The sequence below is a fragment of the Micromonospora sp. CA-240977 genome, from assembly GCF_050942285.1.
Lineage (GTDB): Bacteria > Actinomycetota > Actinomycetes > Mycobacteriales > Micromonosporaceae > Micromonospora.
Genome location: NZ_CP192055.1, coordinates 6,443,236 through 6,462,722, shown reverse-complemented (window position 1 = coordinate 6,462,722; position 19,487 = coordinate 6,443,236). Strand labels below are relative to the sequence as shown.

Annotated in this window: 19 protein-coding genes; 12 read left to right on the top strand and 7 right to left on the bottom strand. The window is 73.5% G+C overall.

Features of this window, described 5'->3' with window-relative positions; translation table 11 throughout:
- Positions 1–4: 4 nt before the first annotated feature.
- Positions 5–1,528 carry a serine/threonine-protein kinase gene (locus ACQPWW_RS29260; protein WP_433126965.1) on the bottom strand — a complete coding sequence of 508 codons (1,524 nt, stop codon included), beginning with the start codon at positions 1,526–1,528 and terminating at the stop codon, positions 5–7.
- Between the two features lie 165 nt (positions 1,529–1,693).
- Here ACQPWW_RS29260 and ACQPWW_RS29255 point away from each other — a divergent pair, with 165 nt between their 5' ends.
- The 7 genes from ACQPWW_RS29255 (at position 1,694) to ACQPWW_RS29225 (ending at position 10,286) form a co-directional block, all read left to right on the top strand.
- Entirely contained in the window at positions 1,694–2,527 is an 834-nt protein-coding gene (locus ACQPWW_RS29255) for a patatin-like phospholipase family protein (RefSeq protein ID WP_433126964.1), read from the top strand.
- The gene (locus ACQPWW_RS29250; RefSeq protein ID WP_433126963.1) at positions 2,527–3,531 is read left to right on the top strand and encodes a 1-acyl-sn-glycerol-3-phosphate acyltransferase; all 1,005 of its coding nucleotides are present in this window, start codon (positions 2,527–2,529) and stop codon (positions 3,529–3,531) included. The genes ACQPWW_RS29255 and ACQPWW_RS29250 overlap by 1 nt, the downstream gene beginning before the upstream one ends.
- Before the next feature lie 73 nt (positions 3,532–3,604).
- A complete protein-coding gene (cutA, locus tag ACQPWW_RS29245; protein WP_433126962.1) occupies positions 3,605–3,925 on the top strand; it encodes a divalent-cation tolerance protein CutA in 321 nt (106 codons plus the stop codon).
- Positions 3,926–3,973: 48 nt separating this feature from the next.
- The gene (locus ACQPWW_RS29240; protein ID WP_433126961.1) at positions 3,974–7,501 is read left to right on the top strand and encodes an SCO7613 C-terminal domain-containing membrane protein; all 3,528 of its coding nucleotides are present in this window, start codon (positions 3,974–3,976) and stop codon (positions 7,499–7,501) included.
- 135 nt (positions 7,502–7,636) lie between these two features.
- Positions 7,637–8,686 (top strand): fatty acid desaturase family protein, encoded by a 1,050-nt coding sequence (locus tag ACQPWW_RS29235; RefSeq protein WP_433126960.1) that lies wholly within the window; start codon positions 7,637–7,639, stop codon positions 8,684–8,686.
- Positions 8,687–8,841: 155 nt separating this feature from the next.
- Positions 8,842–9,135 carry a 4a-hydroxytetrahydrobiopterin dehydratase gene (locus ACQPWW_RS29230; RefSeq protein ID WP_433126959.1) on the top strand — a complete coding sequence of 98 codons (294 nt, stop codon included), beginning with the start codon at positions 8,842–8,844 and terminating at the stop codon, positions 9,133–9,135.
- Positions 9,132–10,286: an FHA domain-containing protein gene (locus ACQPWW_RS29225; protein WP_433126958.1), complete on the top strand. Its 1,155-nt coding sequence runs from the start codon at positions 9,132–9,134 to the stop codon at positions 10,284–10,286. Before ACQPWW_RS29230 ends, ACQPWW_RS29225 begins: the two co-directional genes overlap by 4 nt.
- A 121-nt stretch (positions 10,287–10,407) precedes the next feature.
- On the opposite strand, the gene rocD is transcribed toward ACQPWW_RS29225, so the two are convergent.
- The 5 genes from rocD to ACQPWW_RS29200 all read right to left on the bottom strand — a co-directional run bounded on the left by rocD (position 10,408) and on the right by ACQPWW_RS29200 (position 14,790).
- The gene (gene rocD / locus ACQPWW_RS29220) at positions 10,408–11,622 is read right to left on the bottom strand and encodes an ornithine--oxo-acid transaminase (RefSeq protein ID WP_433134651.1); all 1,215 of its coding nucleotides are present in this window, start codon (positions 11,620–11,622) and stop codon (positions 10,408–10,410) included.
- Entirely contained in the window at positions 11,622–12,437 is an 816-nt protein-coding gene (gene ddaH, locus ACQPWW_RS29215; RefSeq protein WP_433134649.1) for a dimethylargininase, read from the bottom strand. Before ddaH ends, rocD begins: the two co-directional genes overlap by 1 nt.
- 835 nt (positions 12,438–13,272) lie before the next feature.
- A complete protein-coding gene (locus ACQPWW_RS29210; protein ID WP_433126956.1) occupies positions 13,273–14,187 on the bottom strand; it encodes a thrombospondin in 915 nt (304 codons plus the stop codon).
- A 130-nt stretch (positions 14,188–14,317) separates the two neighbouring features.
- Complete coding sequence (locus ACQPWW_RS29205; protein ID WP_433126954.1) at positions 14,318–14,623, bottom strand: hypothetical protein; 306 nt, start codon at positions 14,621–14,623, stop codon at positions 14,318–14,320.
- Complete coding sequence (locus ACQPWW_RS29200) at positions 14,620–14,790, bottom strand: hypothetical protein (RefSeq protein WP_433126953.1); 171 nt, start codon at positions 14,788–14,790, stop codon at positions 14,620–14,622. Before ACQPWW_RS29200 ends, ACQPWW_RS29205 begins: the two co-directional genes overlap by 4 nt.
- A 225-nt stretch (positions 14,791–15,015) precedes the next feature.
- Between ACQPWW_RS29200 and ACQPWW_RS29195 the strand changes: the two genes are divergently transcribed.
- The 3 genes from ACQPWW_RS29195 (at position 15,016) to ACQPWW_RS29185 (ending at position 17,023) form a co-directional block, all read left to right on the top strand.
- Positions 15,016–15,903, top strand: a complete 888-nt coding sequence (locus ACQPWW_RS29195; RefSeq protein ID WP_433126951.1) for a helix-turn-helix domain-containing protein — start codon at positions 15,016–15,018, stop codon at positions 15,901–15,903.
- Positions 15,896–16,096 carry a DUF397 domain-containing protein gene (locus ACQPWW_RS29190; RefSeq protein ID WP_433126950.1) on the top strand — a complete coding sequence of 67 codons (201 nt, stop codon included), beginning with the start codon at positions 15,896–15,898 and terminating at the stop codon, positions 16,094–16,096. The genes ACQPWW_RS29195 and ACQPWW_RS29190 overlap by 8 nt, the downstream gene beginning before the upstream one ends.
- Positions 16,097–16,213: 117 nt before the next feature.
- On the top strand, positions 16,214–17,023 hold the full coding sequence (locus ACQPWW_RS29185) for an Fpg/Nei family DNA glycosylase (RefSeq protein ID WP_433126949.1): 810 nt from the start codon (positions 16,214–16,216) through the stop codon (positions 17,021–17,023).
- Positions 17,024–17,259: 236 nt separating this feature from the next.
- Here ACQPWW_RS29185 and ACQPWW_RS29180 read toward each other — a convergent pair whose 3' ends face one another.
- Positions 17,260–18,165, bottom strand: coding sequence for an aminoglycoside phosphotransferase family protein (locus ACQPWW_RS29180; RefSeq protein WP_433126948.1), 906 nt, complete (start codon positions 18,163–18,165; stop codon positions 17,260–17,262).
- A gap of 19 nt (positions 18,166–18,184) precedes the next feature.
- On the opposite strand from ACQPWW_RS29180, the gene ACQPWW_RS29175 reads away from it, so the two are divergent.
- Entirely contained in the window at positions 18,185–19,036 is an 852-nt protein-coding gene (locus ACQPWW_RS29175) for an LLM class flavin-dependent oxidoreductase (protein WP_433126947.1), read from the top strand.
- Positions 19,033–19,458 (top strand): nucleoside deaminase, encoded by a 426-nt coding sequence (locus tag ACQPWW_RS29170; RefSeq protein ID WP_433126945.1) that lies wholly within the window; start codon positions 19,033–19,035, stop codon positions 19,456–19,458. Before ACQPWW_RS29175 ends, ACQPWW_RS29170 begins: the two co-directional genes overlap by 4 nt.
- Positions 19,459–19,487 lie beyond the last annotated feature (29 nt).

Genomic DNA, 19,487 nt, shown 5'->3' with positions numbered 1-19,487 from the left:
GCGGTCAGACCCGGGCCATTCCCAGCTCGGCGATGGCGGCGTCGAGTTGCGTCGCGTACGCCGGACTGATGCCACCCTCGCCGAGGCGGACGGCGACCTTCTCGCGCAGCCGGGCCACCGGTGGTGCCAACTCGTCGCGGCCGGAGGTGACCGCCGCGGTCAGGTTGCGGAGCTCGTTGCGCAGGTCGAGGCCGACGTCGCCGCGGATCTCGCCGGCGCTCAACCCTGCCTCGATCAGCCCGTCGACCCGGTTGGCGGCCTCGACGAGGGTGACCGGATCCGAGGTGGGCGACGGGATCCTCGACCCCGTAGGCGGTGTCGTCGTCGGCTGCGGCGGCGCGGAGGTCGGCGGCGCGGAGGCCGGCGGGGCGGTCGCCGGGGGCGTCACCGGGCCAGCCGAGGGCTGCGCCCGCCGGGTGGGCTCCTGATCGGGCAGCAGGGCCACGCCGATCAGCGCCATCGCGACCACCACGACCACGGGCACCAGCAGCAGCGCCAGTCGCCGTCGCGTCCAGCGCGACCCGGCGGCCGTGTCGCCGGCGGTGGCCGGATCGCCGACGGTGGCCGGTCCGACGGCGGCCGGTGCGGCGACCGTCTGTGCGACGGCTGTCTCGGCGTTCGCCGCCGGGACGGTGACGGGCTGCGGTGGCAGGGGCCGGGTGGGCATCTGGACGGTCGTGGGTGGTGGGTCGACCGGCGCCGACTGGTCGCGAAGCGTGTTGGCGATCTGGCGGGCGGTCGGCCGGTCCGCCGGGTTCCGGGCGAGGCTGCGCAGGCAGATCCGGGCCACCGCCGGGGGCAGCTCCGGCAGCTCGGCCAGCGTCGGCGCCGGACCGTCGACAAGCGCGGCGCTGAGCTCCTCCCAGGTCTCCGCCGGATACGGAACCCGGCCGGTGAGTGCCTCGTGCAGCAGGACGCCGAGCGAGTACACGTCGGTGGACGGCTGGGCCGGTGCGCCGTCGAGCCGTTCCGGGGCGACGTACGCCGGAGTGCCGAAGGTCCCGCCGTCCTCGTCCTCGTCGGGCGCGCCGATCCGGGTGGCGATGCCGAAGTCGAGGACCTTGACCCCCGCACCGGTCATCATCACGTTGGCCGGAGTGATGTCGCGGTGCACGATGCCGAGTCGGTGCGCGGCGGCCAGCGCGTCCGCGACCTGAGCGCCCACCTGGACCGCCTCGGCCCATGGCAACGGCCCCTCGGTGAGTCGCAGCTCCAACTCCTCGCCGCTGAGCAGCTCCATCACCACGAACGAGGTGATCGAGCCGTCCGGGGCGACCGTCTCGCCGTAGTCGTGCACCGATGTCACGTGGGGGTGCACCAACTGCGCGGCGGCCCGAGCCTCCTCCCGCACCATGCCCCGGAACCGCGCGTCGGCGGCCAGCGAGGGGGCGAGCACCTTGAGCGCGACGACCCGGTCCAGCACCTCGTCGCGGGCACGCCAGATCACGGACATGCCGCCGGCGCCGATCTGGTCGAGAAGTCGGTATCTGCGGGCCAGCAACCGGCCCGGATGCAGTGCTGCCTTCACCGATCGCACCTGCCTCAGGGGTAAGAGCGGTATCAGGTTGCGCGAATGCGTTCGGCCTGTCAACGCCGTCACCGGCTCCGGTCGCCGGGCGGTGTCTGGCGTGCGCCGACCGCCCGGCGACGGTGGCTGGCCGGTCGGCTGCGCGCCCGTGCCAGGATGAGGGGCATGGCGGCGGGACCGGTGGCGTTCGTGCTCGGCGGCGGGGGAGTGCTCGGCGCGGTCGAGGTGGGCATGCTGCGCGCGCTCTTCCGCGCGGGCATCCAGCCCGACATGGTGCTCGGCACCTCGATCGGCGCGGTGAACGGCGCGCTTGTCGCCGCCGACCCGTCGGAGGCGGTGACCGACCGGCTGGTCCGGCTCTGGGCCTCCCCGGAGGCGAGCGAGGTGTACGGCGACTCGGTCGCCCGGCAGTTGCGTCGCTTCGCCGCCCGTACCCACCTGCACTCGCCCCGGCCGCTGCGTCGCCTGCTCGAAACCGAGCTGGGGGTGGACACCACCTTCGCCGACCTGCGGGTGCCGTTCCGCTGCTGCGCCGCGCACATCGAGCGGGCCGCCGAGCACTGGTTCGACAGCGGTCCGGTGGTGCCGGCGGTGATGGCGTCGGCGTCGGTGCCGGGCCTGCTCCCGCCCATGGAGATCAACGGCGCGCACTACGTGGACGGCGGCATCGTCAACTCCATCCCGATCGGTGAGGCGGTGGCCGTTGGCGCCCGCCGGATCTACGTCCTCCAGGTGGGTCGGATCGAACGCGAGCTGACGCCGCCCCGACGACCGTGGGAGATCGCGCAGGTCGCGTTCGAGATCTCCCGCCGGCACCGCTTCTTCCGAGAGATGGCCGCGCTACCCGAGGGGGTGGAGGTGCACGTCCTGCCGACCGGAGGGCTGAACCCGCGGGACGACACCCCGTGGGCGTACCGGGACATGGCTGCGGTGGGGCGGCGGATCAGCCGGGCGTACACCGCCTCCCGGCGCTACCTCGCCACCCACGCGGAGCGGTGATGCCGTTACCCCCCAGGTGGCTACGCCGGTTGCTGTTGGCCCCCGCCGTGGTGGTGCTCGCCTTCGTCGTGGTCACCACGTTGCCGGTCTGGGCGTTCCTCGCCGCTGCCGCGTCGCCGCTGGTCCCGGGCCGGTTGCGCCCACTGCGGCTGCTCTGGATCGGCTGCGTCTACCTGGTCTGGAACGCCGCCGCGCTGCTCGCGCTCTTCGGTCTGTGGGTCGCCTCCGGCTTCGGCTGGCGGGTCCGGTCCCCGGCCTTCCAGCGCGCGCACTACGTGCTGGCCGGCTGGTTCCTGCGGGTGCTGTTCTGGCAGGCCCGATGGACGCTGCGGTTGCGGATCGACGTGGTGGGCACCGACCCGGACGCCGCGCTGCCCGGCCGGCCCGAGCTGGTGCTCTGCCGGCACGCCGGGCCGGGCGACTCGTTCATCCTGATCCACGGCCTGGTCAACTGGTTCAACCGGGAGCCACGGATCGTCCTCAAGGACAGCCTCCAGTGGGATCCGGCGATCGATGTGCTGCTCAACCGGCTGCCCAACCGCTTCATCGCGCCGACGCCGGAGCGCGGCGAGGAGACGGTACGCCAGGTGGGGCACCTCGCCGCGGGCCTGGACGACAACGACGCCTTCGTCATCTTTCCCGAGGGCGGCAACTTCACCCCCAAGCGGCGACTGCGCGCCATCGCCCGGTTGCGGTCCCTCGGCCTGGAACGGATGGCCCTGCGCGCCGAGCGGATGCGCCACGTCCTCGCCCCGCAGCCCGGCGGGATGCTCGCCGCGCTGGACGCCGCCCCGGACGCCGGGGTCATCTTCGTCGCCCACACCGGACTGGACCGGATGCTCACCGTCGCCGACGTGTGGCGGGAACTGCCGATGGACAAGCAGATCGTGATGCGGTTCTGGTCGGTGCCGCCGGAGGAGGTGCCGGCCGGCCGGCAGCAACGCATCGACTGGCTGTTCGACTGGTGGGCGCAGATCGACACGTGGATCGCGGCAAATCGATGAACGTGCGCAGCGCGGCCTCGCGGTCGGGAGCGAAAAGCCGGCTCGGAGGGATGCCGCCGCGTAGGGTGCGGGCGTGGATCAGATCTGCGTGGTGACGACGGTGGTGGATGCGCGTTCGGTTGCCGACGTGCTGGCGGCCGCGGCCGTTGCCGGCCGGCTCGCCGCCTGTGCCCAGGTGGGCGGTCAGGTGGACAGCACCTACTGGTGGCGGTCCGGAGTGGAGACCAGCTCCGAGTGGTCGGTGCAGTTCAAGACGGCACCGGACCGGCTGGCCGCGTTGGTGGACCAGATCCGGGTCAGTCATCCGTACGAGGTGCCGGAGATTCTGGTGTCCAGGGTGGACAGTGGCGACCCCGCGTACGCGACCTGGGTGTACGAGCACACCCGACCCTGAGTACGCGGACTCTGGGTCGCGCCCGGGTCGGCTCTCGATGATGACCGGGTGGATGACATCCGCTATCCCTGCCCGGCCTGTGGCGCCCCGGCCGACCTGAGCACCGGCTGCACCGGCTGCCGCCGTGCGCCCGATCCGATCGCCGCCGAAGTGATCCGGTTGGGCCGGGAGGTCGCCCAGCTCGAGCCGGAGGTGGAGCGGGCGCGCCGCGCGTACACCGAGCTGGCCGGACGCCTGTCGGCCACGTCGCGGCGGCGGGCCGAGCTGGCGGCGGTCGTCCGCGCGGGGGTGGCCGCCTCCGTGCTGGCGCGCCCCACGCCTGTCGTCGGGCCGGTGCCGGTCGGCGGCCCGGCCGCCACTGCGGGTGCGGCACCGGGCGCTGCGGAGACCTCCACCCGGACGGTCCAGGGTCTGCTCTTCGTCCTCGGTGGACTGCTGCTGGGCACGGCGGCGGTGGTGTTCACAGCGGTGGCCTGGGCGGCGGTGGGAGTCGGTGGGCGGGCGGCGATCCTTGCCGCGTTCACGGCGCTCATGCTGGCCGTACCGCTGCTGGCCGTGCGGCGGGGGCTGCGCGGCACGGCGGAGACGTTCGCCGCGGTCGGGCTGCTGTTGGTGGTGCTTGACGGTTACGCGGCCTGGTCGGTGGACCTGGCCGGGGTGGCCGGCTGGCCGGGCAGCCGGTACGCCGCGCTGGTCGGGGGGGCCAGCGCGGCGGTCGCCGTGGTGTACGGCCGGTGGAGCGGGTTGACCGGGCCGTGGTTCGCCGCCCTGCTGGCCGCCCAGCCGGTGGTGCCGCTGCTCGCCGTCGCGGCCGAGCCGGGTGCGGCCGGATGGACGCTGGTCCTGCTCGCCGTGGCGCTGCTGGACCTGGCCGTGCTGGCCGCGCTGCGCCGCCGGGACGGCGCGGCGCCCCTGGTCGGCCGGGTGGCGGCGGCGGTCGGTCACGTCGCCGCGCTCGTCGGCGCGACGAGTTGCGCCCTGCTTCCGCTGGTCCTCGGGCGGGCGGCGGGTTCGCCACTGCTGGCCGGGTTGCCGCTGTTGCTTGTCGCGCTGACCGGGCTCGGCGCGGCCTGGCTGGTCGGGGGACCGGCGCTGCGGGCGGTGGCCGGCGGGGTGCTGGTGCCGGTGCTCGCCGCCGCGCTGCTGCGCCCGGTGGCCGACCTGCGGCCGGCACTGCTGCCGATCGCGGCGGCGACGGTGGCGCTCGTGCTGGCGGGGGCGGTGCGGCTGCTGCCGGCCGCGGCGCAGCCGGAGCTGCCGGCGGGGGAGTCGCCGGGCGTGGCCGGGTCGGGGGTGGTGGGTGCTGGCGGTTGGCGGACCGGTCCGCGCGCCGGTGCGCTGCTTGTCGCGGCCGGCACGGCCCAGGTGGCCGCGCTGATCACCGCCGTGCTCGCGGTCGTGGCCGTGGGCCGTTCGCTGCCGCCGTGGCGCGGGGCCGGGGCGGGGCCGGACCTGGACTGGGGTTGGCAGCTGGCACCCGCCGTGGCGTTGGCGCTCGGCGCGACGGTGCTGCTGTTGCCCCGGCGGGTGCGAGCGGTGCTCGCCCCGGCCGGCGCGGTGGCGGTGCTGCTCGCCCTGCCCGCCGGCTGGGCGGCGACCTGGCCGGCGGTGGTGGCCGTCGACCTGGTCGGCGGGGTCGCGCTGCTGGTCGCCGTGCTGGTCCGCCCGGCGACCCGCCCCGCCTCGCTGCGCGCCCGCGCGCTCGGCGGCGCCGTGCTGCTCGGGCACGGGTTGCTTGTCGCAGTGGCCACCGCGACCGGCGCCCTGGTGGCGCTCGGCGTCACCGCCGTGGTCGGGCTCGCGCTGGCCGCACGACGGGGCACCGGGCCGTACCGGCCGGTGGCCGGCGGGGGGCTGCTGGTCGCGCAGCTCGCGGTGCCCGGGATCGCCGCGGTGGCCCTGTTCGCCGCCGGTGCGCCTCCCTGGTGGCAGGCGCGGCTGGCACTGGTCGCCGCCGGGCTGTCGCTTGTCGCGGTGCTCGCGGCGCGTCGCCACCGGACGGAGCTGACCGGGTACGCGGTGACCGGCGCCGTGGTCGCGGTGACCGCTCCCGGACTCACGCCGCTTGTCGTGGCGGGACACGAGCCACTTCCGCTGTACGCCGCGCTGGCGGCGCTGGGCGTCGCGCTCGTCGTCCGCTGGGATCGACCGGAGGCGGTCGCCGACCAGCCGGCCCGGTCGGGCGAGCCGCCGCTGGCGTTCGTCCGGTCGGGTCCGGTGCTGGCGGCGGGTGGCGCGCTCGCGCTTGTCGCCGTCCTGGCGGCCCTGCCGAGGGTGGTGACCGCGCTCGTGTCGCCGTATGACGGTCCGGCGGGGATCTGGTCGGGGGTTCCCTCGGTCGTCGCCGATCCGGCGGCGTTGCCCGTCGGGTTGGCGTTGGTCGTGCTGGCGGTGGCCGCCGTGCTCGCCGCTGGTCGGCGGGTCCGCCCAGCGGCCCTGCCCGCGTCGCCGGTCGCCGCTGCGGTCCTGCCCGCACTGCCGTTCGTCGCTGCTGCCCTGCCGGTGCTGCTCGTCGCGATCGGCACGCCGTGGCCGGTGCTGCCGGCCGCTGTCCTGCTCGCCGGGTTGGCCGCGCTGCTGCTCGCGGCGCTGGCGGTGCGCCCGGCGTTCGCACCGGTCGTCGTACCGGTGGGAGTGGTGTTTACCGCCTCCGGTGTGGCGGGGCTGCTGGCCACCCGAGCCGGGACGCTCGCCGCGCAGGGGGTGCTGCTGGTGGCGGCGGTTGTCGTCGCCGTCGGGGCGCGCGCGGTCGGGGTACGCGTCACGGGTTGCCTGGCCGCGGTGGGGGCGGCGTCCGCGCTGGCGGTGACCGCCCCGCTCGCCGGTGGGCTGCCGTTGCGGGCGGCGGCGTACCCGCTGCTGGCGGTTGCCGCGCTGGTGCTTGCCGTCGCCACGGCGGCCTCGCCAAGGCGGCGGGTCGGGCGGGTGCTGGACGCTGCCGCGCAGGCGGTGGCGCTGGTGGCGGCGGTGCTGGCCGTCGAGGTGGCGCGGCATCTCGCCACCGTCTGCGTGCTCTGGGGCGCGGCCGTCGCGCTGCGGCTGCTGCGTCGGGGCGAGCCGGGCGGCCGACGGTGGGTGTTCGCCGGCATCGCCGCCGGCAGCAAGTTGCTCGGGGCGTGGGTGCTGCTTGTCGCCGGCGGCGTGACAGTGCTGGAGGCGTACACCGTGCCGGCCTCGGCGCTCGCCCTCGGCGCGGGTCTGCTGGCGCTGCGCGGCCGGCCGGGGTTGACCAGCTGGCCGGCCCTCGGCCCGGGGCTGGTCGCGGCGCTGGTCCCGAGTCTCGTGTCGGTGCTGGCCGGGGCGGACCCGCAGCCGTGGCGGCGACTGTTCCTCGGCGCGGCGGCCCTGGGCGCGGTCCTGCTCGGCGCCACCCGCCGATGGCAGGCGCCGGTGCTGCTCGGCGGCGGCGTGCTGGCGCTGGTGGCGTTGCACGAGGTCGCCCGAGGTTGGGACCTGCTGCCCCGGTGGATCTACCTCGGGGTGGGCGGGCTGGCGCTGGTCGGACTGGCCGCGACCTACGAGCGTCGGCGGCGTGACCTGGCTCGACTGCGCGCGGCGGTGGGCCGGCTGGGCTGAGCCGAACCAGGGGGGTAGGGCCTGCCCTACCCCCCATTCGGGGGCTGTCGGGGTTACTCAGCGCTACCGCGATCCGGAGACTTGACAGTGAGCCCGAACCGTACCGGTTCAGGCACAAGCGGATCGGGAGCAGCAATGGCGCTCGGAGCGGTGGCGGAACCGCCGGTACGACGGCGAGGCAGTGACTACGCACAGTTGTCCCGGCGGATCAGCCAGGCGGGCCTGCTGGAGCGGCGCCCCGGTTGGTACGTCACCCGCATCGCGCTCACCCTCGGCGCCTTCGTGGCCGGCTGGGTCGCCGTGTTCCTGCTCGGCGACTCGTGGTGGCAGCTGCCGCTCGCGGCGTTGATGGCGGTGGCCACCACGCAGGTCGCGTTCCTCGGTCACGACGCCGGGCACCGGCAGATGTTCCGGCGGCGCGGGCCCAGCGAGCTTGTCGGGTTGCTCGCCGGCAACCTGGCGGTGGGGCTCAGCTACGGCTGGTGGGTCGACAAGCACAACCGGCACCACGCCAACCCGAACCACGAGGACGAGGACCCGGACGTCGGCGCGGGCGCCCTGGTGTGGACGCCCGAGCAGGCGCTGGAGACCCGGGGATTCGGCCGGTGGATGGCTCAGCGACAGGCGTACTTCTTCTTCCCGATGCTGCTCCTTGAGGGTCTGAGCCTGCACGTGGCGAGCATCCGGGCGATCGTCGGCCGGGAGGACGGCAGGTACGCCGTCCCGATGCGACACCGGGCGGTCGAGGCGGCGTTGCTCGTCGCGCACACCGTCGGCTACGCGGCGCTGCTGTTGGCGGTCATGTCCCCGGTCAAGGCGCTGCTCTTCGCGGTCGTGCACCAGGCGCTGTGGGGCCTCTACATGGGCTGCGCGTTCGCGCCGAACCACAAGGGCATGCCGATGCCGACCGCCGACGACGAGCTGGACTTCCTGCGCAAGCAGGTGCTGACCTCTCGCAACGTGCGGGGCAGCCGGCTGGTGGACACCGCGCTCGGCGGTCTCAACTACCAGATCGAGCACCACCTGTTCCCGAACATGCCGCGGGCCAACCTGCGTCGGGCCCAGCCGATCGTCCGGGCCTACTGCGTCGAGCAGGGCATCTCGTACGCCGAGACCGGGCTGATCGAGTCGTACCGGCAGGCGCTCGGTCACCTGCACGAGGTGGGGCGGCCGCTGCGCGGCTGACCAGGTGCGACGGACACGAGGTGTGACCGGTGGGGCGGCGTCTGACGAGGCCGCCCCACCGTCGCGTCCGGGCAGTTTGCTCGTGACGGTGGTCCGGTGTCGGTGGCACGGTGGCGTGTCCGGCTCGTCGGACGCGTCACCGGTAGGGTCTGGTCATGGCAGACCTGCTCACCGCGGACGCGGTGCGAGAAGAGCTGGGCCGGTTGCCCGACTGGTCGGGCGACCCGACCGGCATCGGTCGTACGGCCCAGCTCGGCAGTTTCCCGGCGGCCATCGCGGTGGTGGACCGGGTGGCGACGGTGGCCGAGGAGCTCGACCACCATCCCGACATCGACATCCGATGGCGGACCCTGACCTTCCGCTGTGTCACGCACTCGGCCGGTGGGGTCACCCACCTGGACATCGAGCTGGCCCGGCGGATCGACGACATCGTCCGGAGCGCGGCATGAGATTCGAGATCAGCAAGGTGCTGGACGCCATCGAGGGACGGGTCTGCACCGACCCGTCGCTGGCCCGAGCAGTGGTCGACCTGGCCGAGGTGATCCGCTACCAGGACATCGACGGTGGCCGGCCGGCCAGCCTGCTGCGCCTCGGCATGGTCATCGACGCGCTCTCCCGCGAGTTGGAGGAGGACAGCGTCCAGGTCTACGCGGTGGTGCACCGGGCGTTGCTCTCCGACGCCGACCTCACCTCCAACGAGCGGATGGTGGTGCGCCGCTGGGCCGACGACGGGCTGGTCGAGGTGCTCGACAACCCGGGTGACCGGATGTTGGAGGTCGCCGACCTGCTCGGGTTGCCGGTGCTCACCCGGGTCCGTTTCGACGGGCTGCGCGGGCGGTTCCCGTGGCTGGTCGAGCAGCCCGGCCGGGTGGTCGCGCCGGTGCCCGGCGCCGGCGGGCCGGCGTTCATCGCGCACGTCGGCGGCGGCCACGCGCCGGTCGCCGGCAAGCGCTCCCCGACCGGGGCCAAGCTGCTGGCCCGCCAGTGGCGCTGCCCGGAGTCGGGCTGCGCGCTGTTCGGCGGCGGTGGCGGGGGCGGCGCGTTCGCCGACCTGACCGGGGGCGCGGACCGCAGCCCGGCCGCGCAGCCGCCGCCCGCGCTGCGCAACGGCGTGCCGACCTGCCCCCGACACGGGGTACGCCTCGGCGACGGCGGCCCGCGTCCGCGTACCGAAGTGCTCGCGGTGCGCGTCGGCGGCCTGGTCCGACGGCGGTTCGTGCTCAGTGAGGAGCAGCCGATCGTGGCCGGCCGGGCTCCCGAGCAGGACGGCGGGATCATGCTCGGGCAGTGGCTCAACGACGAGGCCCGGCGGTGGATCAGCCGTGGTCACGTCCAGTTCGAGCTGCGGGTCGGCGAGGTCATCGTGACCGACATCAGCACCAACGGCTCCGGCATCCGTCCGGCCGGCTCGATGACCGAGTCGGACCGCGTCCCGCTGGCGCCACAGCAGTCCCGGGTGCTGGGTGAGAACGACATGGTGGAGCTGTACCCGGGGGTGCAGATCGGTCGGGCCGAGGAACTGCCCACCGGTGCCCCGTTCACCCCCACCTCGGTGATGGCCGAGGCCCCGACGATGGCCATGCGCCTACCCCGCCCCTGACCCGCTGCGGGCTCGGGCCCGTTGCGCAAGATCCGCACATGAACAGGGAAAGTGCTGCCTCGGACGTCATCGAGGCAGCACTTTCCCTGTAGTTGCGCAGATCTTGGGCGAGAAGACCCGGTCAGCCGGCCAGCACCTCGGCGAGCTTGGTCACCGCGAGGTCGATCTCGTCCTCGGTGATCACCAGCGGCGGAGCGAGCCGGATGGTGGAGCCGTGGGTGTCCTTGGCGAGCACGCCGTGCTCGGCGAGCCGCTCGCACGCCTCCCGCCCGCTCATCAGCGCCGGGTCGATGTCCAGGCCGGCCCACAGGCCACGGACGCGTACCCCGACGAGGCCCTTGCCGACCAGCCCCTCCAGGCCGGCCCGCAGCCGCTCGCCCAGCTCGGCCGAGCGGCGCTGGAACTCGCCGGTGGCCAGCAGCCGAACCACCTCGATGGCCACCGCGCAGGCCAGCGGGTTGCCGCCGAAGGTGGAGCCGTGCTGGCCGGGCTTGAGCACGCCGAGCACGTCGGCGTTCGCGGCCACCGCGGAGACCGGCACGATGCCGCCGCCGAGGGCCTTGCCGAGCAGGTACATGTCCGGCACGACGCCCTCGTGGTCACAGGCGAAGGTCTCGCCGGTACGCCCCAGACCCGACTGGATCTCGTCGGCGATGAACAGCACGTTGCGCTCGGTGCAGACCTGGCGCACGCCCGGCAGGTAACCCTCCGGCGGCACCACCACACCCTGCTCACCCTGGATCGGCTCCAGCAGCACGGCCACCGTGTTCTCGTCGATCGCGGCGGTCAGCGCCTCCAGGTCGCCGTACGGCACGACCGTGAACCCCGGGGTGTACGGCCCGAAGTCGGCGCGCGCGTCCTCGTCGGTGGAGAAGCTCACGATGGTGGTGGTCCGGCCGTGGAAGTTGCCCTCGGCGACCACGATGTTGGCCTGCCCGGCGGGCACGCCCTTGACCTGGTAGCCCCACTTGCGGGCCACCTTGATCCCGGTCTCCACCGCCTCCGCGCCGGTGTTCATCGGCAGCACCAGGTCCTTGCCGCACAGCTCGGCCAGCTCGCGGCAGAAGTCGGCGAACTGGTCGTGGATGAACGCCCGGCTGGTCAGCGTGAGCCGGTCCAGTTGGGCGTGCGCGGCGGCGATCAGCTGCGGGTGCCGGTGGCCGAAGTTCAGCGCGGAGTAGCCGGCCAGGCAGTCCAGGTAGCGGCGACCGTCCACGTCGGTGAGCCAGGCACCCTCCGCCGAAGAGATCACCACCGGCAGCGGGTGGTAGTTGTGCGCAGTCCAACGCTCGGCGTCCCGGACCGCTCCCGGCGTACGCAGCTTGTCATCCACAATCACTTGCTTGCCTTTCCCTGACGGAGTCGCAGCGTGCAGCACTTCGGTCCGCCGCCGGCCTTGCGTAGCTCGGAGAGGTCGACCCCGATGGTTTCGTAGCCCCGGTCGCGCAGCGCGGCGGCCAGGTCGGTGGCCTGCGCGGGCAGCACCACGTGCCGCCCGTCGCTCACCGCGTTCAGCCCCAGCACCTCGGCGTCGGCCATGGTGGCGTGCACCGCGTCGGGGAAGAGCCGGCGGAGCACGGCCTGGCTGCCGGGGGAGAACGCCTCGGGCAGGTACGCCACGGTCCGCTCGTCGAGCACCGTCAACGCGGTGTCCAGGTGGTAGAACCGCGGGTCGACCAGTTGCATGGTGATCACCGGGTAGCCGAAGACCTCCTGCAACTGGGCGTGCGAGGCGTGCGCCGTACGGAAGCCGGTGCCGGCCAGCAGGTAGTCGCCGACCAGCAGGACGTCGCCCTCGCCCTCGTTGACGTGCTTCGGGTCGTGGATCTCGAAGCCTGCGTCCTCGAACCACGCCCGGTAGGCCGGCGCCTCGTCGGCGCGCTGCGGGTCGCGGAACTGCACGGCCATCGCCCTGCCGTCGATCACGGTGCCGCCGTTGGCGGCGAAGACCATGTCGGGCAGGCCGGGCACCGGAGTGATCTCCTCGACGGTGTGGCCCAGATCAAGGTACGTCTGGCGGAGCTGCTCCCACTGCCGGACGGCCAGCGCGGTGTCGACCGGCGCGCTCGGGTCCATCCAGGGGTTGATCGCGTAGTCGACGGCGAAGTACGTCGGCCGGCACATCAACAGGCGCTGGCTGGTGGCGTCCATCGTCATTGTCCTGCTCCCAGGGGTCGGGCGCGCCCGGCCACCGTGGCCCACGGGCTGGCGCCGTTGCTCAACGTTATGCGGCCCCAGCGGCAGGATCCACCACCGAGAGTTGCGCAGACCGAATATTCGTTGCGTCTGAGCGGGGGCAGGGAGCGATTCGTTGCGTCCACGCGTGCCGCGCCCACCACGCGGGCCGTGGTCGGGGTGCACGGCCCGTGATCGGGGTCCGCGCGTCGGGCCCGGCGCGCGGGCCGTGGTCGGGGTGCGCGGGCCGTGGTCGGGGGCGCCTGCCGCGCCCGCGCTCGCGCACGTGGTCGGCGGTGCACGTGCTGCGCCCGTCGCGGGGCTCGTGGTCGGGGTCCGTGGGCTGTGGTCGCGCCCGCCGTGTTGGCCGGTGGTCGGGGTGGGCGGGCCCGCGATTGGGGTGGACGGGCCCGCGATTGGGGTGGACGGGCCCGCGATTGGGGTGCGCGGGCCGTGGTCGGGTCCGCAGGCCGTGATCGACTCGGGTTTCGCGAAAGCGCGGTGTTGGAGCGCCGGGACACCGCGACTTTCCGGAAGTCGAGTGGATCACGGCTTGGAGGCGCGCTTCAGCGGCCGGGACACCCCGACTTTCCGGAAGCTGAGTGGATCACGGCTTCGAGGCGCGCTTCAGCGGTCGGGACACCCCGACTTTCTGGAAGTCGAGTCGATCGCGGTCCGGACACACTTCAGGGGCGGCGAACCGCCGCCCCTGAAAGGGTGTCGCCCGGCCGGTGAACCACCGGGTTGTTCGGGCTGCCGGCGAACCGCCGGCTGTTCGCCGGTGCATCACCGGCGAGCGGAACAGTGCCCGCTAGAAACGATCGACAAACTGTGAGTCAAGCCACTCCCGGAAGCGCTGCACCCAGTCGCCGTCGGTGGTCGGCCAGTCGAACTGCCCGGTCATCGCGAGCACCCCGATGACCACGGCGGCCAGCCCGATCAGCACGCCGAAGAGCGCGTCGGTCTTGCCGGCGACGTGCCGACGGCGGGTGGCCATCAGGCCGAGCACCGCGAGCACCGCGCCGAACGCGCCGAGCCCGATGCCGTACCCGGCCAGCGTGCCGGTCAGCACGAACAGCGCACCGGCGACGGAGACGATCAGGCCGAGGGTGGCGAGCAGGCTGGCCCGCGGCTTCGGGCCACGGGTCACCGGCGGCTCGGGCGTGGTCACGCCCGGGGTCGGGTCGACCGGGCGGTCGGTGGTGACCCGGTCGGTGGGGTCGGGCCGGCGGGTGGTGCTGTCGAGGTCGGCGTCCCGCTCGGCGGTGCCCGCCATGGTCGGGGCGGTGCCGGCGCGGGATTCGGTCGCCACCGGGGTGGCGGTCCGGGAGTCAGCCCCCACCGGGCGGGCGGTCCGGGAGTCAGCCTCGACCGGGCGGGTGGCGCCGGTCCGGGCCTCGCTCGCCACCGGGCGGCCGGTCCGGGACTCAGCCTCCACCGGGCGGGCGGTGGCGGCTCGGGCCACGGCGGCGCGCTCGGCGGCACGCCGCTCGGCCTCGCCGATCTGGCCGCTGGGCGCGGCGGCGCTGCGGTACGTCGTCTGGTCGGCGTGCCGGTCGGTGACCGCCGGTCGGCCGGCGGCGTCGTCGGACCGGCCCGTGTCGCTGGCCGCCGTGTTGTCCCGGTCGGTGACCTGGGTGTCGCGGCCGTCAATGCGGCCGTCGAGGTTCTCGTCCCGCGTCGGTGCCGGCTCGGACCGGCGGGACAGCGAAGGAATCCTGACCACTACACACCTCCTGATAAATGCGTGGTGGCCGATGGAAGGGGTGGCACCCACGCGGTTCTGCCCTGAAATACCCACCTGGGCGTTTCCTGACACCAATCCCGGGTACGGGGTTGCCACGCGGGGGCCCCGATCAACGGCGGGCGGGGCCGACCTGCCCGGTGGGCTGTCTCGACCTGCCCGTCGCGGGCGCGGATCTGGGCGTGGGTGTGGGCGCGGCCGGGAGCAGCCGCACCCCGGCCTGCCGCACGAACACCTCCCGCTTGTCGACGGCCAGGCCCTTGCCATCCAGTACGTAGCCGGTCAGCCAGACCCACCCGTGGTACGTCGGGCGCGGGTCCACACTCACCAGCCGAAGGCGTAGCGCCCGCTCGCCGGCGAACTGCACCGAGCACGCCTCGTCGATCAGCAGCAGGTCGCCGGGCTTCCACTCGGTCACGTCGGCCAGTGGTCGCGGCTGATCGGGATGCGGTGGCGGGCCCGGCAGGGCAGGTCACCGCCGCAGCGGCACACGGTGCGCCAGCGCACCCAACTCCACACCGGCCGGTGGCGACGGGCGAGGGTCAGCGCGGTGACCAAGAGGTATTCGTTGTACGACACGCGCATGGCGGTGTCCTTCCGAGCAATAGCGTCTCACCGGCCTTGTGCTGACGCTATTCCCGACACTGTTTTCTGGGAGGCGCCAACGCGTGACAGCATGTTCCGCGCTGGCCACCTTGTGCAATCCGCACCGCCGCCCTAATGTCAGGCCATATTGACGCACGAGGAATGGAAAAGAATTGCGTGCGGGGTGAAACATTCGGTGTTGCAGGAGGGATGCGGTGATGTTGCATGACGGATGAAACAAGCGGGTCCACGGTTCCTCGGCGGCAGCTCGGCCGGCTGCTCACGCAGCTCCGCGAGGATGCCTCGGTGTCACTGGACGCCGCAGCCGAAGCGCTGGACTGCTCCCGGCAGAAGGTGTGGCGCATCGAGAAGGGGTTGGTCCCGGTGCGGGTGGTGGACGCCCGAGCGATGTGTGTTCTCTATCGGGTGCCCGACGCCATGGGTGAGATTGTCGCCGGGCTGGCGAAGGAGACTCGCGCCAGGGGTTGGTGGCATTCGTACGGCGATGTCGTCCCGTCGTGGTTCTCGCTCTACGTCGGCCTGGAATCCTCGGCTTCACTGATTCGCCGATATGACTCGGAACTGATCCCCGGACTCCTGCAAACCCGGGAGTACGCCAGCGAGCTGTTCCGCCGGAAGAATCCGACAATGCGCGAGGAGGATCGGGAGAAGCTGGTGGAGGTTCGGCTGCAACGGCAGGGCATCCTCGTGCGCCGGCTGCCCACCGCCCCCACCCTTCGGGTCGTCCTGAGCGAGGCCGTGCTGCGGCGCACGATTCCCGACCGCCGGGCGATGGCTCAGCAGTTGCGACACCTGCTCGACGTGGCCGCGCTGCCGACGGTGAGCCTGCGGGTCCTGCCGCTCGCGGCCGGTCCGCCGTTGGCCAGTGAGACCGGCACCTTCGTCCTCCTCGACTTCCCGCAGGCGTTCGGGAGGGCGTCCACCGAGCCGACCACCGTCTACGTGGAGAACATCACCGGGGCGCTCTATCTGGACAAGCCAGCCGAGGTGGCCGCCTACGAACATGTCTGGTCGGACCTGGAAGCCCTCGCCTCGGGTGAGGCAGAATCAGAGAAAATGATCACTTCGATCATCGAGGAGCATCATGACTGACCTTGCCGGTGCGACCTGGCGCAAGAGCACCCGCAGCGGCGGGAGCGGCGGTGATTGCGTCGAGGTGGCCGACAACCTGCCCGGCGTCGTGGGCGTACGGGACAGCAAGGACCAAAGCGGTCCGACGCTGGCCTTCACCCCGGCCGCCTGGGCCGCGTTCGTGGGCGGCGTCCAGCGGCACCGCACGCACTGACAGTCCTCCGCGGCCCCTTGATCGACTCGGGTTCCTGCAAGTCGGGGTCTTTCCCTCACCTGGACGCCCCGATTTCCGTGAAGCCGAGTCGATCACGGCACTGGCTATCCTTGGCCGGTGCCAGAGGGACACTCGATCCACCGCCTGGCGGCCCGGCACGCCGAGCTGTTCGCCGGGGACAAGGTGCACGCCACCAGCCCGCAGGGTCGCTTCGCCGACGGCGCGGCCCGGCTCTCCGGCACGGTGCTGGAGACCACCGAGGCGTACGGCAAGCACCTGCTGCACCACTACGCCGGTGAGCTGACCCTGCACGTACACCTCGGGTTGTACGGCAAGTTCACCGACGGGTCGGGGGAGCCGCCCGAGCCGGTCGGTCAGGTGCGGGTGCGGCTGGCCAGCGACCGACACTGGCTGGACCTGCGCGGGCCCACCGCCTGCGAGCTGATCACCCCACCCGAGGTGGCCGCACTGCGGGACCGCCTCGGGCCGGATCCGCTGCGTGCCGACGCCGACCCGGAGCGGGCGTACCGGCGGATCTCGCGCAGCCCGACGCCCCTCGCGGCGCTGCTGCTCGACCAGTCGGTGGTGGCCGGCACCGGTTTGATCTTCGTGACCGAGGCGCTGTTCCGCGCCGCACTGCCGCCCACGATGCCCGGCCGCCGGTTGACCCGATCCGGCTGGGACGCGCTCTGGGCCGACCTGGTCGGGCTGATGCGGCTGGCGGTCGAGCACGGCCGGATCGACACCGTGCGGGACGCACACCTGCCGGATGCGATGGGCCGGGCGGCCCGGGTGGACCGGCACGGCGGCGAGGTGTACGTCTACCGCCGCCCCGGCGCGCCCTGCCACGTCTGCGGCACCGAGGTCAGTCGGGGCGAGCTGGCCGGCCGCAACCTCTACTGGTGCCGCACCTGCCAGGTCGGCTGACCGCCCGCCGCCCGCCCGCTCACCGACTCGCGCCGCCCGCCCGCTCACCGACTCGCGCCGCCCGCCGGCCGCTCACCGCCGCCCGCCGCCGGCTCGCGCCGCTCGCCACCGGCTCGCCGACTCGCGCTTGATCGTGCTGGAACCAGGATGTAGTGGCCTTGTGGACGGCGGAGGCCACTACATCATGGATCGAGCACGATCAAGCGCAGGATCCAGCGCGGCGCCGGCCGGGGGCGTTACTCGCCGTCGAGCAGCCAGCGGACCACCTCGATCTGGTGCGGAAAGACGGTCTCGCCGCCGATGCTCCAGGCCAGGCTGTGCCCGATCGTCCAACCCCGCACGCGTTCCCGGTCCAGCCCGAGGTCGGCGCTGAGCCGGTGCAGCCGGTGCCGGACGGCGGCCGGCGAGTGGCCCAGCTCCGGACCGCGCACCATCGACACGACCGAGAACTCACGCTCGCCGGTCAGCGGCTTCGGGTCGATCGCCAGCCACGGTTCCCGGTCGGCGGCGAGCACGTTGCCGGCGTGCAGGTCCTGGTTGACGAGCACCTGTTCGCCCTGGCTCGACACCAGGGCGGTGAGCAGGTCGAGTGCCGCGTCCAGCAGCCGCCGCTCATACGGCCGGCCGACCCGCTCCCACGCCCGGGGCATCCGGTCGATCCAGCCGGCGGCCTCCTCGGCGAGCGGGGTGAACGGCGCGCCGGCGGGCCGCCAGAGCCGGGGGAGCAGCCCGGTCACCGCGTCCAGCGCCCGGTCCATCGGCAGCTCGTGCAGCGGGCTGCCGGGCCGGCAGCGCTCGACAAGCAGGGCGCGGCGTTCCGGATCGTGTGCGAGCAGCCGGATCGCGCCGTCGCCGTCCCAGTGGGCCAGCGCGTCGGCCTCGTGCAGGCTGTCGTCGTCCGGGTACTGGAGCTTCAGCACCGCAGCCGTGCCGTCCGGTAGGTCCGCCGGGAGCGCCAGCGAGGCGTAGGCCTGCCGGAAGGGCGGGCCGAGTCGCAGCGACCACTGCTCGGCGCACTCCGCCAGCCGGGTCGGGAGGGTGGCGAGCCAGGCTCGGCCGGCCGGTGATCCGCGTACCCAGTCGAGTCCCTCGGGTAGCTCCGTCCGGCCATCCTCGGGCAGGGCGTTCACACGGCGGTCCACAGTGGCTAGCGTAGGGCCCGTGCAGATCGGCGTGAACGTTCCGAACTTCGGCCCGGGCACCGACCCCGACGTGCTGCGACGGTGGGCGCAGACGGTCGAGGGTCTCGGGTTCGACCTGCTGATGGTCTCCGACCACATCGCGGTGACCCCGGACGTGACCGAGCAGTACCCGACCCCGTTCTACGAGCCGTTCACCACGTTGTCCTGGCTGGCCGGGGTGACCAGCCGGGTCCGGCTGGGCACCACGGTGCTCATCGTCCCGTACCGGCACCCGCTGCTCACCGCCCGGATGGCGGCGAACCTCAACCGGCTCAGCGGCGGCCGGCTCGTCCTCGGCGTCGGGGTCGGTTGGGCCCGGCAGGAGTTCGAGGCGCTCGGCGTGCCGTTCCAGCGGCGCGGCGCGCTGACCGACGACCACCTGCGCGCGATGCGCGACGCCTGGCAGCACACCGACGACTACGACAGCCCGGCGATCCCGATCTGGGTCGGCGGCAACAGTGACGCCGGCATGCGCCGCGCCGTGCGACTCGGCGACGCCTGGCATCCCCTGCGCCTCACGCCCGGGACACTCACGGACGCGGTCGGACGGCTCGGCGTCATCGCCGACGAGCTGGGCCTCCCCACGCCGGCGGTGACGCCGCGCATCGCGCTCCAGGAGACCCGGGACCCGGTCACCGCCCCGGACCGGCTCGCCGGTGTCGGCACCATCGACCAGATCGTGGCCGACCTCGACCAGATCCGGCTGCTCGGCGCGGAGACGGTGGTGCTCGACCCGTTCAACGGCGACCTGACCGAGATCCGCCAGCCCGAACGCGCCTGGCGGACCCTCGCGGCCGTGGCCGCGTACGCCAAGACCCAGGAGGTCCGATGACACCCGACGACGAGACGTTTCTCCGCCGTGCCGTGGAGCTCGCCAGCCAGGCAGGGGCTTCCGGCGAACGGCCGTTCGGCTCGTTGCTTGTCAGTGCGGACGGCACCGTCCTGATCGAGGACCACAACACTGTGGTCTCCGACTCGGACATCAGCGCCCATCCGGAGCTCAAGCTGGCCCGCTGGGCCGCCCGGGAACTCGCCCCCGACGTGGCCGCCGGCACCACCATGTTCACCAGTTGCCAGCCCTGCCCGATGTGCGCGACAGCGATCGACAGGTCCGGGCTCGGGCGGGTGGTGTACGCCCTGTCCAGTGAGCAGTTCGAGGAGGTCAAGCCGGCCACCCCGCCGCTGCCTCCGGTGCGCTACGAGGGGCCGGCGCTGTTCGACGAGGCGCGTCAGCCGATCGACGACTACTACTGACCGGGGCGGCGCGGACGGCCTCCGGCCTG